We start from the raw sequence: 15,445 nt of genomic DNA, 5'->3' as shown, positions 1-15,445 counted from the left end.
AGCACTAAATTTTACATTAAAAAGTATAGCAGTGTTTTAATTGACAGAAAATATATTATTTTCGATAAACAATTAAAAAAGGAGCGTTTTATTATGAGTAAGTTAGAATTGTTAAATCCGGAGAACAGTGCATTAATTTTGATTGATTTTCAACCCCAAATGACTTTTGGAGTTGCAAGTATTGATAGACAAACATTGATTAATAACGTTATGTTGCTTGCTAAATCAGCAAAAACTTTTAACGTACCTACTATTCTTACTACAGTTGAGACACGCAGCTTTTCTGGTTATTTTTGGCCACAAATTCTTGACATATTCCCAAACCATGAAATTATAGAACGCAGTTCAATGAACTCTTGGGAAGATCCAAAATTTGTTGAAGCAGTTAAAGCAACAGGTAGAAAGAAATTAATATTTGCAGCACTTTGGACTGAAGTTTGCCTTGCATTCCCTGTGCTTGAAGCAATGAAAGCTGGCTATGAAGTGTATGCAGTTGATGATGCTTCAGGTGGTACTAGTCTGACAGCACATAACGCTGCTATGCGTCGTGTAGAACAAGCTGGTGCAATTCCAGTGACAGCAATTCAAGTTTTACTTGAATACCAACGTGACTGGGCACACAAAGACACTTATGATGCTGTAATGGAAATTGTAAAGGAGCACACTGGCGCTTATGGTCAAGGAGTAGAATACGCATATACTATGGTGCACGGCGCGCTTCCAAGCAGGAAAATATGAAACAAGAAGGAGTAGCTGTCGAAGAGACTTATACAGGGAACACGATGGATGCTGCTGATCCAGTAACAACGATTGTTACATGGGAAATTCAACAAGGTAAAGAAAAACAGTTTGAAACATGGAGACATGAAATCGAAGCTGCCGCTACTAAATTCCCAGGGCATTTAGGTGTAAATCTAATAGTCCCAAATAACGAATCGAGAGAGTATACTGTTATTTTTCGCTTTGATACGTATGAGCATCTACGTGCTTGGCAAGAATCAGACATTCGCCGGGATTTGTTAAAAACGGCAGAACAATTTCAAGTTACTAATCCGAGTTACAAAACTGAAAGTAGTTTGGCTTATTGGTTTGTTACTCCGAAAACGCCAGTTCCACCGCCAAAATGGAAAATGTCTATCGTTACCCTTTTGGGTGTATGGCCTCTTAGCATGTTAGTTCCTAAAGTGATAGGACCTATTATAAAACATATGAATCCTATTATGTCGGCCTTTTTTGTTTCAGTATGTATAGTGTCCTTGCTATCATGGGTAGTCATGCCGATTTTCGGTAAATTATTTCATCCATGGTTACAAAATAATAGAAAGTAGACGAGGTGTGAACATGAATTTACCGGATATGATCTTATATAACGGAAAAATTACTACCCTTGACCCTTCTCAGCCTGAGGTATCTGCTATCGCCATAACTGATGGTTTAGTCACTGCAGTAGGTGGAGATGAGCTTCTTAATAGTGCCACGGAAAAAACAAAAAAAATAGACCTTAAAAGAAAGAGAGCTATTCCAGGCCTGAATGACTCTCATATACACGTTATTCGTGGTGGTCTGCATTATAATATGGAATTACGTTGGGAAGGCGTGCCATCACTTTTTATTGCTCTAGAAATGCTCAAAGAACAGGCAAGGCGTACACCTGCTCCTCAGTGGGTAAGGGTAGTTGGAGGTTGGTCTGAATTTCAATTTAAAGAGAGACGGTTGCCAACTTTGGAAGAAATTAATGCCGTTTCTGAAGACACTCCTGTCTTTGTGCTACATCTTTACGATAGAGCACTTGTAAATCGTGCTGGGCTGCATGCACTGGGATATACAAAAGATACACCAGACCCTCCAGGCTGCTTAATTGAGCGGGACAAACGAGGTAATCCAACGGGCCTTTTAATTGCGAATCCTAACGCTTCTATTCTTTATTCAAGTTTGGGTAAAGCACCAGCACTTAATTTTGACGACCAGATTAATTCAACTCGCCATTTTATGCGCGAATTAAATAGATTAGGTATTACAAGTGCTATTGACGCAGGTGGTGGATTCCAAAATTATCCTGATGATTACAAAGTTGTTGAACATTTAGCCGAGAAGGAACAATTAACTTTGCGTATTGCTTATAATCTATTTACGCAAAATCCAAATCATGAATATGAAGACTTTGCTTCATGGGCAAAAATTGTTTCTCCAGGTCAAGGAACTGATAAGTATAAAATGAATGGTGCCGGAGAGATGTTAGTATTCTCAGCAGCCGATTTTGAAAAATTTCAAATGCCACGGCCTGAACTAGCTACGATGATGGAAGCTGACTTAAAGAAAGTAATTTCTCTATTGGTGGAAAACCGTTGGCCCTTCCGTTTACATGCAACTTATGATGAGTCAATCACACGTTTCTTAAATGTATTCGAGGAAGTTAACAGTGAAATTCCTTTTAATGGTCTACGATGGTGGTTTGATCATGCAGAAACAATCTCAGATCGTAGCATGGAACGTGTTAAGGCTTTAAATGGAGGTATTGCCATCCAAGACCGCATGGCTTTTCAAGGTGAATACTTTGTTGATTTATACGGAAAGGAAGCTGCAAAGCGTACTCCTCCGATTTATCGTATGTTAGACCTTGGTATACCTGTTGGCGCCGGTAGTGATGCAACTAGAGTTTCCAGCTATAACCCTTGGGTCGCTCTTTATTGGATGGTTGCCGGAAAAACCATTGGTGGACTTTCGATATACGATGAAAAAAATAAACTGGATAGAAAAGTAGCCCTGGAATTATATTCAAAAGGAAGTGCGTGGTTCTCTGGTGATGAAGGTAAAAAAGGAACCCTTGCAGTAGGTCAGTTTGCTGATCTTGCTGTATTGTCTGCTGACTACTTTACTGTGCCAGAAGAAGAAATCAAGAACCTTGAATCATTACTCACAATTATGGGCGGACAGGTTGTGTATGGAAATGATGAATTTAAAAATTTATCACCTGAATTGCCGCCAGCATCACCTGACTGGTCACCGACGGGCGTTTATGGTTATGGCGGTGCTAACCTAGCCAACACTATACTTTCTCACGATGCCCATGATAACAAGTTACATAGTTGCAGTAACCCTCTCCATCAACACACTCATACCGTAATAGGAAAAGATGGAACTAAATGGGGTATTGGTTGTACTTGCTTTGCTTTCTAAATCAAAACCACCGGTATAATGATATGATCCCCTTATAGTAGACAGTAAAAAGAAAGCACATTAATCTGTTTACTATGGAGGGGATTTTTCTATGGGCAAAATTAGAGTAACTTATGATATAGAATTTAAGAAAAAAGCAGTAAATTTATACTTGAAAGAAGGAATGGGATACAAAACGGTTGCTAAAGAATTAGGAATTGATCACTCGGTAGTAAGACGTTGGGTGAAACACTTTGAAGCTGAAGGTATCAAAGGACTAGAAGAAAAACGTGGTAAAACGAAAGGTCCAGGTATAGGTAGACCAAAAAACAATCCAGAAGATCCAGAAGCTAAAATGAAACGATTAGAAGCGGAGAATGCAATGTTAAAAAAGCTCTTAGGGATGTAAAAGGAGGAGTGGAATCTGTACCAAAAACGAGGAAGTTTGAAGCCATCAAAGGGCTATCAGAAAAAGGTTATGCAGTTACCATTCTATGTGATATCGCTGGAGTAACTAGAGGTGGGTACTACAAATGGATTAAGCGACAGTTGACGCCTTCTGAAAAACAATTGGAAGATACCGAAATAAAAAAGAAGATATTGGAGTGTCATAAAAAACTTAAAGGGATTTATGGATACAGGAGAGTACAAGTTTGGCTGAAAGCCACTTATAACCTTCATTTTAATCACAAACGTATACAAAGGTTGATGGGTGAACTAGGTATCAAAGCTATTATTAGGAGAAAACGACCTTATTACGGGAAGAAAGAAGCTTATGTGATTTCAGATAACCATCTGAACAGGGATTTTCAAGCTTCCAAACCAAACGAAAAATGGGTAACAGATATTACCTATTTGATTTTCAATGGACAGAGATTGTACTTATCCGCTATTAAAGACCTATACAACAATGAAATTGTTGCCTATGAAATTAGCCGTAGAAATGACCTAAAACTAGTACTAGACACACTTAAAAAAGCAAGAAAAAAACGAAACGTGAAAGGGATTCTCCTGCATAGTGATCAGGGGTTCCAGTACACATCTCGTCAATATAATCAACTACTCAAAAAATATCAGATGAAGGCTAGTATGTCCAGAAAGGGAAACTGTTGGGACAATGCTTGTATAGAAAGCTTCTTCAGTCACTTTAAGTCAGAGTGTTTTCATTTATACTCTTTCCGCACAGCTGATGAGGTTAAGTTTGCTGTGCGCAAATATATACACTTTTATAATCACCAAAGGTTCCAAAAGAAACTAAATAACCTGAGTCCATATAAATATAGAACTCAGGTTGCTTAGTTGTGTTTTTTGAATACTGTCTACTTGACAGGGGTCACTTCATAATGCCGGTGGTTTTCTTTATGCAATAAGGATATGTAAAAAGAAATAGCAGTATCTCCCTAATGGAATCTATTACTATGTGATAAAACCGATGAGTTAATTAATTAACTTGACTTATTTTTAACAGCCTTCTCCCCTTGCAAAGTCTGCCCTTTTTTCCTTAAGTAAAAGTCAATGATATTCCCATTTGAATCGATCACACCACACATATAAAGTCAATGCCCTTTGACTGTAATTTAGCTCTTACCCCAAGGATTATGTATCATTTTTAATTCTCACACTATAATCATTATTATTTCTATTATACTAATACTTTTTCAGGATCATGTAACTTCTGCATAAAGATACGTGCTGCAAAACTTAAAAATTTATCATCAAAGTGAATAAGATTAATATCTTGCCTTGGTGTTGGATCAATAATACGAACTATGCTCAAAGTATCATTATTAACAAAGTCAACTAGTGAAAGAGGTATTATAGCAACCCCATGTCCATTGCATACAAGGCTCAATAGAGAAATGGAAGATTTTGTTTCTATATTTACTTCAGATAAAGATAGCCCTAAACTCTCACAATATATTTTAATAGTTTCACGACAACTACATGAAACCATTATTCTACTGAGCCCTACTAATTCTCTAAAAGAAACAAATGATGTTTCATTCAAAGGATGGTTTTTGGGAATGACAAGGACAAGCTCTTCGCTATACAAAAGGGTACTTGTTAATGTGTCTGGAATTTGAGCACTACGCGTGATGCCTATATCAATATTTTTATCAACGATTTGATTTACAGCAACTTCGGATTCTATAATTTTTACAACGATGTTGGGATAATGTTGTTGAAACTTCATAATATAAGGTGTTAAATAAGTGAGATCCTCTAATAAACCTCCTATAGTAATTACACCTCTTTTTACACCCTTTAATTCAAAAATTTCATTATAAACGTCATCAAATTGTTGCATGATAAATTTTCCTTTATCAAATAGCAGCTTACCCGCTTCTGTCATTTTGATACCTCTTCCAACTCGATGAAACAAAGGTGTATCAAGTTCACCTTCTAACACACGGATTTGTTGACTTAAAGTCGGCTGTGAAATACCTAGAACTTCCGCAGCTTTAGTAAAACTATTATTATTACAAACTTGAATAAAGTACTCTAAATGACGTAATTCCATTCTTGATACCCACTCCCACTCTCCGCTTTATGAAAGATTTATAATGAAAAGGACAATATGTATACGTTATGCATAACAACTATCTTTCCTACTATATCAATTGCAATTACATAATTTCTTTATTTTGTACTACAATACATTTACTACTATTTATTAATTTTCCCTCCTATTTATTTAATTTATATTTAATTAGGATATTACTAAACAGAAATAACATCTAAAAACTTACACTTTCTGTGCGTAATATCCTAACTTTTTCAACTGTTTACTTATCATTTTTTCTCAATATAGTCCAAACTACCAAATATTTGCCGAATCCCCTCTTTATGCTGAGGAAAAATTAGTGTCACCAATTCAATACTTTCTGAAATAATTGATGCATACGTGACACGGCGGTCTTTAGGACATGGTTTCACCTCTTCTTTTCCAACCTATCCACTACATACGTGATACAAAAACTTGCAAGTAATATTTTGTCCCCAATTTTTTTATAGGCTGATCAGCTTTACTGTATAGTAGCTCAAGCACTGCAAATTCAGTTGCATTAAGTCCATAAATTTTTAGATCCTTTTCAATACGTTTAGTGATTGGCTGTAATTCCCTTGATAATATAACAATTAACTTTAAAGATAAGCTCTCATCGTTAATCACGCTCACAATTACCAATCCTTTACAAATTACCTTGAATTCGAGATTTATTATATTATCGTCAAAATATTATGTCAATCATTCATTTTAGCTTTATCAAGCCACTTATAATTTATTTCTCAACATAAGACATATGGAATCGTTAGAAAATAACTGTTAATATATAGATATCTCAATTACGTTATTTTTTAGAGGGCTTGTTGTCTAGCGCAAGCTCTCTTTTTTCATAGTCTAAATGGAATTCGGACACATTTTATATGGTGAGTTTTGCCCTCTTTTAGCGATAGAGACAAAAAATCTGGTTGTGATGTAAAAACTTCAAAATAACCGCAAATAATCTATAAAACTCAGACATATCAATGAATACGCATTCAAGCGATTCCGATCCACAATGCTACACTCCATCCACCTCAAACGTATGCCCATCCTCCGACAAAGGGTCCAACAGCACCACCCAAAAAGAAAATAGACATGAATAATCCATTTAAGCGACTACGCACTTCTGGTTGCAAAGAGAAAATCAAACGTTGACTTAAAACTGGCGGAAGAATATCGTACTCGATGTTTCCGCCCCGTCGACTGCAAGCAAAGCAACTTCTAGAGAGGGGAATTCAAAGAGGAGAATTGAAAGAAAACCTTGATATTGAATTATCCATCGATCTCATTTACGGACCAATTTTTTATCGGTTGCTAGTAACCGGTGATAAGTTGGATGATTCCTATGTACATCACTTGGTAACAAGCGCATTCGATGGAATACGATTAACATGAATAACATTCGAAAAAAGAATTAAATGCGCCTTCCTCATATACGAATAAAATTTCGCTTAACTTAATAAATAAAATATCTAATTATTTAAGCAGATGTATATGAATCGGTCCCCCACATACATCTGCTTAAGAGTTGAGAATTACCCTAAATGAATGAACATGCAAAAAAATTTATTCTGAGGATTTTACGATATTTTATTTAATCGAAATGTGACATAACTCCTAATATTAGTTTTATTAAGACGCAAGCTCCCTCTCTTCTATTTTTTAATTGAATATTTTAGGTTTATAATGATTTATTTTTAGAGATAATTACCTAATTTATTAACTTATTTTAGAGTAAAAATTAGGAGAAGCCTATCGTGACAGACTCCTCCTAAAAAACAACCGTTATATACATATGGAAAATAAATTTATTTTATTAATAATGAATATTCACCAGTGTTATCATCAAATTTATACACATTCAAATAATATTTCCCTGGTTTCGCTACGAATTTTCCCTTTATAGCATTTCCTTCATCTTCACCACAAACTACGTAATTTTGCATGTCTGATTCATGATAAAGTACCCATGTCATCCCAATGTTTTGTTCATTTACCACAGAAATATCTACTTCTTTTGGAACTGTAACATCAAACGTATAAACATCTGTTTGATCAGGAGCAATCAGATTTCCTTTTACAAGCTTATTAAATGGGAGTACCTTTTCCTCTTCAAGGGATTCACCTGTTTGCGGATCTTGTTTTACAGTAACTTTTGTTTGTTCTTTACTTTCTTTTCCTCTACTATCTTTCACAGTTAGTTCCACAGTATATGTTCCTTTTTCCCCATATACATGGGTAGGGTTGGCTTCAGTACTTGTTGTACCATCTCCAAAGTTCCATAGATAAGAAATAATTTTTCCATTTTCACTTTCTGTACCATCACTATGGAATTGAATTCCTTCATTTACTATCCCGCTATATGGTCCATTCATATTTACTATAGTCGTTGTTTTTTCTTTTTCCTCTGTTGCAACACCATGGAAAACAATATCATATTCAAATTGATTGGCTGCATTCACACGATAGTTAACAAAATAGGCTGTAACTGTTTTATAGCCGCTCCATCCTGTTTGAGACAACTGCTCCAAGGTTTGATTGACTTGTTTACTCATTGTTTTCCAGTCTTCAGACTCACCTTTTGATGTACTACCTATGTACTTGCCTTCTACAGTAAATGTGTTAAAAAATTGAGACTCATGTTTTGTGATTTTTGCATCTTTTATATTAGTTACATCGACAATTTCTTTCTTCACTTCAGCTAACGGCTTAGGTGCATGTTGTATTAAGTAATCATTTGTTACTTGTGGTACATTGTATTTATCTTGATTATCAATCAACTGCTGCATATACGTTTGATATTCTGTATTCAGCTGTGCATCTTTACTTAATGCTTCACGATACGCGTCATAATTTTTCACATCGTTTGCACGGATTAAATCCTGAATCTTATCAAAGGTTTCAAAGTGGTGATTATATAGATAAGACTGTAGTGCAAAGGAATAATTATAAAAATCCCATGATCCATATTTTGCGAACAAAGTTTGCTTTGCAGTATAACGGCTTGCCGGATCAGATGATAAGCCACTTATAATACTTTTACGTGGAACAACATTATTTGTACGTGTAGATCCTGCAAAGAATTCTGCATTCCCTTCTTGGAACCAAGTTAAGCGTTCATTTTGATATAGTTCTCCACTCCCAAATAAACCAGGAACCTCGTATCTTCCTTGTAAATAATGAGTGAATTCGTGACGGAATAACTCTTCTAGACTATAAATACTCTGTTTTGGTGTACGCTCATATGTAAAGAAAGTACCCTTCTCTTCAATATAAATACCGCCGTTGTTCGTTTCATATCCATATAATTGTCTATTTAATTGATAATCATCTGGATTATTATAAATTACAATTGTCAGCACATCATCTGCGTTACCTGGTTCTAGTGCTTTATCATTTCCAATTACACGGTGATATTGTGCCTTTACTTCTTTGGCTGCCCAATATAACCTTTTAATTTTCTCTTCTGTTACTTTATCGCCTGTCTTAAAAACAATAGATCCATCATCAAATGTATATGTTTTAGGTAAGTATTGTAACTTCCCTTCTTCACGTATTTTCTGTAAATCTACTGTATTTCCATCATAATCTTTTCCACCGTAGTTTGTTTTGATTTGCTCTACCGCTATAAAATAAGGTCCACTTAGGCGAGGATACATATTCATCGCTTGTGTAATAACTTCCAATCCTTTATTTGGATTGCTATGAAATTTCCCTAAACGTCCTGCATAATAAATCCCATTATTAATTAGCCAACTATTCTCAGTTGTTAAATTCCGTATGAGAGCAATTCTACTAATCTCATTTATAAAATTATCAATTTTTCCATACCACATTGTTGCATTAGGTTTTTTATTCGTTTCCTGCAAATAAGACTGTAGATCATAATCAATACCTTTTACAATTTCATATACAGCTTGTTCTTTCGTATAATTTTTAGCATACATAGAAAGGTTATCATTAAACTGTTTTAAAATATTTGCTGCATACTGTACTGTTTCAGCATCACTAGAAGCATTACTAATTAACTTTCCATACGCAACTACTACTCTATCTTGCTCAGCTGTACCTAATGTAAAGTTTGGATTTTTTGCAATTGCTTTTAATGATGGTAAACATTTGTCATGGAAGCTTCTCTCTTTTAAGTAACCTACTTCATTATTAAAATATCCCACATAAAAAGCAGAACGTAATACTTCAACAAAAGTTTCAATTCCCTTTGAATCCTCTTTCGTAAAAGATGTCCCTCTTTGTCCTAATTCATCAATGATAACGTTCATACGTTCTTTATTTTGATAAAAAGCTTTCGTATCTTGATTGAATTGAAATAAGTCTGTAATTTGATTCCATGAAACTCTTGATAGCGTATCAATGAATTGACTATCAGGCATTTTATTCAATTCTGCCAGAGTATAGCTTTGCTTTAATTGCCTTTCATCATGTTTCATCACCGAAGTAGGTCGTTGTGAAAAATCGCCTACTTTTAAACGCTCTTCAAAAGTTAAAGTTCCATCCGCTTTTGTAGCATGTGCAATTTCATCTTTTAAAGTTTCTGTCCCAATCGGTTTCATCTGTAACGTATTATAGGGTGCTTTTTCTTCTGCGGATACCTGTGTTTGAATACTTCCAAATGATAATGCCATCGTACTAATACCGATCATCATTTGAGTAAATTTTAAATTCTTGTTCATAACATTTCCTCCATTTATATATTCCACCCAAAAATATAACATTTTATTTTAATAAATCATCATAAAATGTATTATTACATATTGTTTAATATGTATTTCTGTATAAATTAATATTAAATAAAGCATTATTGAATCTCTTTCTTTTTCCATACATACTCATAAATTGAGTAAACTTTTTGTTTGGAATTTACAGGTTCGTTGCACGAAACCAGACTCTCTGGCAAGATTTCTTAAGATGTTCGGGGATAAATAACATTGAATTTCTTGAGCAAATAGTTGTAGTTCATCAGATACAAAAATAGACATAAAAAACGCTATCCTTTCCTATGATTCTAGAGAAAGAATAGCGTTTTTTTACTCGTTCAGTACTTAGTAGGTATAACTTTTTATATTTCAAATGACTTTTCTCTCTAAAATTATTTTTCATACAAATTTTCAGATTCTAAAAAATCTATAAATTTCTTATAATGTGTCACTGTTCTTTCTAAAGCAATCATTAAAACAAATATAAAATAAATTGCTTGAATTCCATTCATATAATTAAAGAGTGATTCAAATATATATACAATACTTGCAATCATAGAACAAAACCATAAATAAAATTTCATTTTCAGTTTTTTAATTTTTTGCTTAGTTGTCTTACAAGGCTGGCCATGAACTCTTATAAACAAATAAATTGCTGTATGCAAAATAATAATTGAAAATTGGAAACTTCGATTGTCCTCCGAACTAAATTCAGAGAAACCTATTTCTAATGAATGTAATACTATCCAAATAGAAAACAAAGATAGCACGAAGACATATAAAAAACCAAATAATAATTCAAAAATAAATAACCAAGGTTTATTTAATATTGAGTAAAATGGATTTAGATATTTTATGGTTAATAAAAATTTCTTCACTAAATCAGTAATAATAATTGATGTATTAGTTATATTCATATAGAAAAGTAATGTTATTGGAACCAATAACATTATAGCAATGCCCCAAATGGTAATCTTAATACCGGATAAAAAGAAAACAGCTCCAAAAATTACAACTGAAAAAATAAAAGTTGATATTGGAACAAACATTAAAAATATAAGAGTTCTTATTAAGATTAACTCCCCTAAAAAATCTTTTATTATGAAAACATGTATTTTTTCCTCCTTGTAATTCTTCACAGTTTCAACTATTTCTTTCTCGGATAAAAGAAAATACTTCAATCTATTAAACATAAAAAAACTCCTTTATATTAATTTAAAAAAGATTGCCCTCTGTATGCTACAGAGGGCAATCTTTCTTGATGATTAAAATATATACCCAACTGTTAGCAAATATATTAAAAGACATTGTCATCAATTCACTTTAAATTTCACTTCTGGGTATTTGGAGTCCAATTTTTCAAGCGCAGAGCTATCGTCTACCTGTTTCACATATCGATCAAAAAAAGCGAGACTGAATTCGTTTATAATACGGTGAACGTATCTTGGATCTTCATCTAAGCTTCGTAACAAAGGAGAGAACAAATGAAAATCAGTGAAACTCGTATGATTGGTATGGGGAATAACCATTGACATGCCACCACCTGCAAGTGCATGGTCACTACGAACTTTTCCCTCTAAAAAATCTTCCGTGGAATCATCACTAGTCTCTGCATTCATAATCAAAAACGGTTTTCCAACTCTAGATTTCGGAACATTTTCCCCATATAATGTACCATCCATATTGATGGCTGCTTTGACACGGGAGTCTTCCACTAACACTTGCGCAGCTGTAGCTCCACCATAAGAATGTCCAAACATTCCAATTCGGGATGTATCCATTCTTCCTGTAAAGCGATTATCTTTATCGCTTTGGTTAAGCTTCTCTATTTGATTAAGTACAAAAACAACATCTTCCTTCCATAATTTGATATGGCAATCTCGTTCGGCAAAATCAGTTAAATTGATCGACTGTACAAAAGCGGTTCTGCCATCTGGAAAGACGGTAGCTGCAGCATCATAGGTATGATCAATTCCTACGACGATGTAACCTTGGCTGGCCAACTCCTCCACCTCAAACGTGTTTTGATTGCGAAAACCGCTTAAACCATGGGAAAAGAGTAGGACCGGATAACGTTCCTCTGAATCTGACAATTGAGCTTCCATGAATGCATTCGACTTCATCAAGCCTAGATGATGAAACGCGAATGCTGGAATAGACAATGATTTTTCCAACCCCTTGGCAATCTCATCCGAGTTATGGATATAAGGTGCGCGATTCATCTCTCCTTTTTCTTTTGCAGGATACCAAACCTGAACCATCAGCTCGCGCCGGCCGTTCAAATCTTTCATATAAGGTTCTTCTCGATTATAATCAATCCAATGATAAAGTGTAGTACCAACCTTGAAGGGACCGCTCGTTTTTTCAAATAAAACTACCGGCATGAGGGAAGGAAGCATGACCGCAATAGTCAAATAAATGACCAGTAGCGATGTCTTGACTGTGAATGCCCCACAACTTTTAACGTTCTTTTTTGATTCAGCAAATAGATAGCAGCTTGTTAAAATAAATGGGGACAAATAAGCAGGAATCATCTGCCAGCGATACCCTTCTACGATAAGCTGCACACCAACCACACAAAAGGCAACTGTTAGAATGAAGACAGACCATTGTTTTATTTTCTCACTAAAAAACAATATACAGCCTAGAATACTAAAATTCACAATGATTATAACAGTCTCAAAAAAATCCATTTACATTCCTCCTATACCCGTATTTTATCTTCAAGGACATCCCAGCCAAATTGAAAAAACAATTTAAAATTACAAACTTTTCGTTTCCATCTCTGATTACCTTAATTCGTACCTTCAGTACCGAAAAATTATTTTTGGTACTCATTTTATATTATACCGAAATCTTCCAGACTGTAAAGTATAATTACCCTTAAGTAAAATCGACATAAAGTGAAACTTTAATCAGCCCTCACCAATCGGACTTTTATGGGCAGTTGATCTCCCACCTAAATTCTTTGCTTTCACTGAATTTTGAGGTAGGAATCTTACTGCCCATTAAAGCGGGATAAAAATAAAAAATGAGCGAGGCTACGTTAACCTGTATGGTTATTGTGACCCTACTCATTTTTTATGTAGAAGTACTATTTAATCCTTACTTGTGATTCCATGCAATATGATATCGGCCATCATTGCAAGTGACTCTTGTAGAGTAATTTGGTTAGAGGCTATACTCCCCTGTTCAAAAATTGATTTCATTAACGTTTTGAGTGTTTGGATTAGCACTGGAATGTCCATTGAACGTAAAACACCGCTATTGATGCCCTCTTCAACTAGCCCAGTAATTACCTCCCATTCTTCATTTATGCCTTGTTCTATTTTTGCCCACTGCTCTGGATGGTAACGTCGCAGTTCAATCAGTAAACGTACGAAGCTGTGCTGAAAATCCTTAGGCACAATTAAAAGAATCCCTTTTAATTTTTCCGGTATGGTCAAATTCGAATTATCGATAATTTCCCGAAAACGTATTTGGGCTTCTTCATTTATTTGCTCAACTACATAACCAATAAGCTCGTCCTTAGATGGAAAATGCTCGTAAAGCGTACTTTTGCTTACACCTAGATCACGAGCTAAATCACTCATTGTGAATTTTATTCCCCTTACATGAAAAAGCGCAATAGCAGTTTTGGCAATCCGATCTTTCATCATTTATTCACCTCATACCAAAATAGTAAAGTTATTATCTCTCCAGTACTATAATAGTACTTCGAGTACAAGAATAGTTTAACTTTTTATTTCTTGAAGGTCAAACGTGATGAAGATGATGACATTTCACCTCATAGCCTTTAAATGAAAATATTATGTTTTTTATGGAAACCAAGTTTATTTTTATCATTGCGGGGACATCAAAACTTTAACTTGATAGGGATATGGCACTACCCCAATTAATAAATATTATTAACTATATGTCTATCATATTTTTTATAAACAGGACTAATTAGATTTAAAAAAAGACTTCTTTTTCTTTACTCGTAATAAATCACCTGTCCATCCTTTGAATCGCATATACATATACATACCCGCTGTTGTGAAAATAATAAATAAGAGAGCGATTAAATAGCTATATTTCCATTCTAGTTCAGGCATGTATTTAAAATTCATACCCCATAATGCTCCTAAGGCTGTCAAAGGCGTACTCACAGCAGTTAATACAGTAAGAGCTTTCATAATTTCATTCCCACGATGAGAAGAAACAACTTCTTGCAAATGAATCATCGTGTCTAATTCTTCTTGGTACTCTTTAACAAGTTGTAATCCACGCTCTAATTTTACGTGTGTTTGTTTATAACAAAGGGTGTTTGTTAGTTTTTCTAACCAAGCTTCCTCCAAGCCTTGTAACACTTCTTGTATTAAGCGAAACACATGTGTGTTCATAAATAATTCATGACGAATATGATAAATCCTTTCTAAAACTGCTATGTTATTATAATGATAAAAATCCCATAACACATTTCTGAAATTGTTTTCAAAATAGTCAACCTTTCGTAAATAGTGAGATATAAATATCGATAAGATGGCACATAGTCCTTCAGCGGAACTATTACAATTTTTTATACCTATAGGGAATTTATGTATTAATTCTTGAAAATCTTCTTCCTCTTTTTCTTGGACCGTTATCAGTATCCCATGAGCTACGAAATAATGAAGAAATTTTTGAATTTTGGCGTCCTTTTTATCTTGATCATATAAAAACGAACCATATACACAAGTTTGACTTGGTGATAACGTATAAACATATAATCCATTTTCACAAGGAGAACTTATTTTCTTTACAAATTGAGGGAAATAAGATGTTACATCACGGGGGATTATAGAAGAAATTTCTTCAAGCTCACTAGTTTTCACATGATACCAACTCCATTTCGTCATTTTTATGCATTCCATATTATTCTTCCTTTCTAAATAGTTTTATGTTTGATCGAATCATATCCGTAATATGAAATTTGTATGTAGGTATCCATATCTTGGAGGAAAAGTTTTTAAATCATCTAAATTACAAAATAAATGCATAGGAGGTC

The 15,445-nt window shown here is 34.3% G+C and carries 11 protein-coding genes and 4 pseudogenes; 6 read left to right on the top strand and 9 right to left on the bottom strand.

Annotated elements, in window-relative coordinates; genetic code table 11:
* The first annotated feature begins 93 nt into the window (after nucleotides 1-93).
* The 5 genes from QCI79_RS24965 (at nucleotide 94) to QCI79_RS24945 (ending at nucleotide 4,455) form a co-directional block, all read left to right on the top strand.
* Complete coding sequence (locus QCI79_RS24965) at nucleotides 94-738, top strand: hydrolase (RefSeq protein WP_000039941.1); 645 nt, start codon at nucleotides 94-96, stop codon at nucleotides 736-738.
* Nucleotides 735-1,328 (top strand): antibiotic biosynthesis monooxygenase, encoded by a 594-nt coding sequence (locus QCI79_RS24960; RefSeq protein ID WP_000806851.1) that lies wholly within the window; start codon nucleotides 735-737, stop codon nucleotides 1,326-1,328. Before QCI79_RS24965 ends, QCI79_RS24960 begins: the two co-directional genes overlap by 4 nt.
* A 13-nt stretch (nucleotides 1,329-1,341) precedes the next feature.
* Complete coding sequence (locus QCI79_RS24955; protein ID WP_001052852.1) at nucleotides 1,342-3,177, top strand: amidohydrolase; 1,836 nt, start codon at nucleotides 1,342-1,344, stop codon at nucleotides 3,175-3,177.
* Between the two features lie 91 nt (nucleotides 3,178-3,268).
* Nucleotides 3,269-3,565 (top strand): transposase, encoded by a 297-nt coding sequence (locus QCI79_RS24950; RefSeq protein WP_000516529.1) that lies wholly within the window; start codon nucleotides 3,269-3,271, stop codon nucleotides 3,563-3,565.
* An 8-nt stretch (nucleotides 3,566-3,573) separates the two neighbouring features.
* Nucleotides 3,574-4,455: an IS3 family transposase gene (locus QCI79_RS24945; RefSeq protein WP_000446736.1), complete on the top strand. Its 882-nt coding sequence runs from the start codon at nucleotides 3,574-3,576 to the stop codon at nucleotides 4,453-4,455.
* Between the two features lie 343 nt (nucleotides 4,456-4,798).
* On the opposite strand, the gene QCI79_RS24940 is transcribed toward QCI79_RS24945, so the two are convergent.
* The 3 genes and pseudogenes from QCI79_RS24940 to QCI79_RS24930 form a co-directional block, all read right to left on the bottom strand.
* Nucleotides 4,799-5,677 carry a LysR family transcriptional regulator gene (locus QCI79_RS24940; RefSeq protein ID WP_000423200.1) on the bottom strand — a complete coding sequence of 293 codons (879 nt, stop codon included), beginning with the start codon at nucleotides 5,675-5,677 and terminating at the stop codon, nucleotides 4,799-4,801.
* Nucleotides 5,678-5,902: 225 nt separating this feature from the next.
* Nucleotides 5,903-6,334, bottom strand: a pseudogene (locus tag QCI79_RS24935) (MarR family winged helix-turn-helix transcriptional regulator).
* Between the two features lie 401 nt (nucleotides 6,335-6,735).
* A pseudogene (locus tag QCI79_RS24930) lies at nucleotides 6,736-6,864 on the bottom strand (MFS transporter); the annotation flags it as partial.
* Between QCI79_RS24930 and QCI79_RS24925 the strand changes: the two are divergent.
* Nucleotides 6,855-7,096, top strand: a pseudogene (locus QCI79_RS24925) (TetR-like C-terminal domain-containing protein); the annotation flags it as partial. The pseudogenes QCI79_RS24930 and QCI79_RS24925 sit on opposite strands and share 10 nt — an antisense overlap.
* A 413-nt stretch (nucleotides 7,097-7,509) precedes the next feature.
* Here QCI79_RS24925 and colA read toward each other — a convergent pair.
* The 6 genes and pseudogenes from colA to QCI79_RS24895 all read right to left on the bottom strand — a co-directional run bounded on the left by colA (nucleotide 7,510) and on the right by QCI79_RS24895 (nucleotide 15,311).
* Complete coding sequence (gene colA, locus QCI79_RS24920; protein ID WP_001038982.1) at nucleotides 7,510-10,392, bottom strand: collagenase ColA; 2,883 nt, start codon at nucleotides 10,390-10,392, stop codon at nucleotides 7,510-7,512.
* Between the two features lie 159 nt (nucleotides 10,393-10,551).
* Nucleotides 10,552-10,698 (bottom strand): annotated as a pseudogene (locus QCI79_RS24915) (IS4 family transposase); the annotation flags it as partial.
* A gap of 110 nt (nucleotides 10,699-10,808) precedes the next feature.
* A complete protein-coding gene (locus QCI79_RS24910; protein ID WP_000483298.1) occupies nucleotides 10,809-11,609 on the bottom strand; it encodes a hypothetical protein in 801 nt (266 codons plus the stop codon).
* A 120-nt stretch (nucleotides 11,610-11,729) separates the two neighbouring features.
* On the bottom strand, nucleotides 11,730-13,109 hold the full coding sequence (locus QCI79_RS24905; protein ID WP_000345275.1) for an alpha/beta hydrolase family protein: 1,380 nt from the start codon (nucleotides 13,107-13,109) through the stop codon (nucleotides 11,730-11,732).
* Nucleotides 13,110-13,514: 405 nt separating this feature from the next.
* Entirely contained in the window at nucleotides 13,515-14,075 is a 561-nt protein-coding gene (locus tag QCI79_RS24900; protein ID WP_000974054.1) for a TetR/AcrR family transcriptional regulator, read from the bottom strand.
* Nucleotides 14,076-14,360: 285 nt separating this feature from the next.
* Complete coding sequence (locus QCI79_RS24895) at nucleotides 14,361-15,311, bottom strand: magnesium transporter CorA family protein (RefSeq protein ID WP_000388913.1); 951 nt, start codon at nucleotides 15,309-15,311, stop codon at nucleotides 14,361-14,363.
* Nucleotides 15,312-15,445 lie beyond the last annotated feature (134 nt).

Origin of the sequence: Bacillus cereus group sp. MG1 (genome assembly GCF_040460035.1) — a bacterium.
Lineage (GTDB): Bacteria > Bacillota > Bacilli > Bacillales > Bacillaceae_G > Bacillus_A > Bacillus_A cereus.
The sequence above is the reverse complement of the archived record's forward strand: the minus strand, read 5'-3'. Positions and strand labels throughout refer to the sequence as shown.

Coding starts and splice junctions, on each gene's coding strand:
- QCI79_RS24965 (WP_000039941.1), top strand. CDS start 94: ATGAGTAAGTTAGAATTGTTAAATCCGGAGAACAGTGCATTAATTTTG.
- QCI79_RS24960 (WP_000806851.1), top strand. CDS start 735: ATGAAACAAGAAGGAGTAGCTGTCGAAGAGACTTATACAGGGAACACG.
- QCI79_RS24955 (WP_001052852.1), top strand. CDS start 1,342: ATGAATTTACCGGATATGATCTTATATAACGGAAAAATTACTACCCTT.
- QCI79_RS24950 (WP_000516529.1), top strand. CDS start 3,269: ATGGGCAAAATTAGAGTAACTTATGATATAGAATTTAAGAAAAAAGCA.
- QCI79_RS24940 (WP_000423200.1), bottom strand. CDS start 5,677: ATGGAATTACGTCATTTAGAGTACTTTATTCAAGTTTGTAATAATAAT.
- colA (WP_001038982.1), bottom strand. CDS start 10,392: ATGAACAAGAATTTAAAATTTACTCAAATGATGATCGGTATTAGTACG.
- QCI79_RS24910 (WP_000483298.1), bottom strand. CDS start 11,609: ATGTTTAATAGATTGAAGTATTTTCTTTTATCCGAGAAAGAAATAGTT.
- QCI79_RS24905 (WP_000345275.1), bottom strand. CDS start 13,109: ATGGATTTTTTTGAGACTGTTATAATCATTGTGAATTTTAGTATTCTA.
- QCI79_RS24900 (WP_000974054.1), bottom strand. CDS start 14,075: ATGATGAAAGATCGGATTGCCAAAACTGCTATTGCGCTTTTTCATGTA.
- QCI79_RS24895 (WP_000388913.1), bottom strand. CDS start 15,311: ATGGAATGCATAAAAATGACGAAATGGAGTTGGTATCATGTGAAAACT.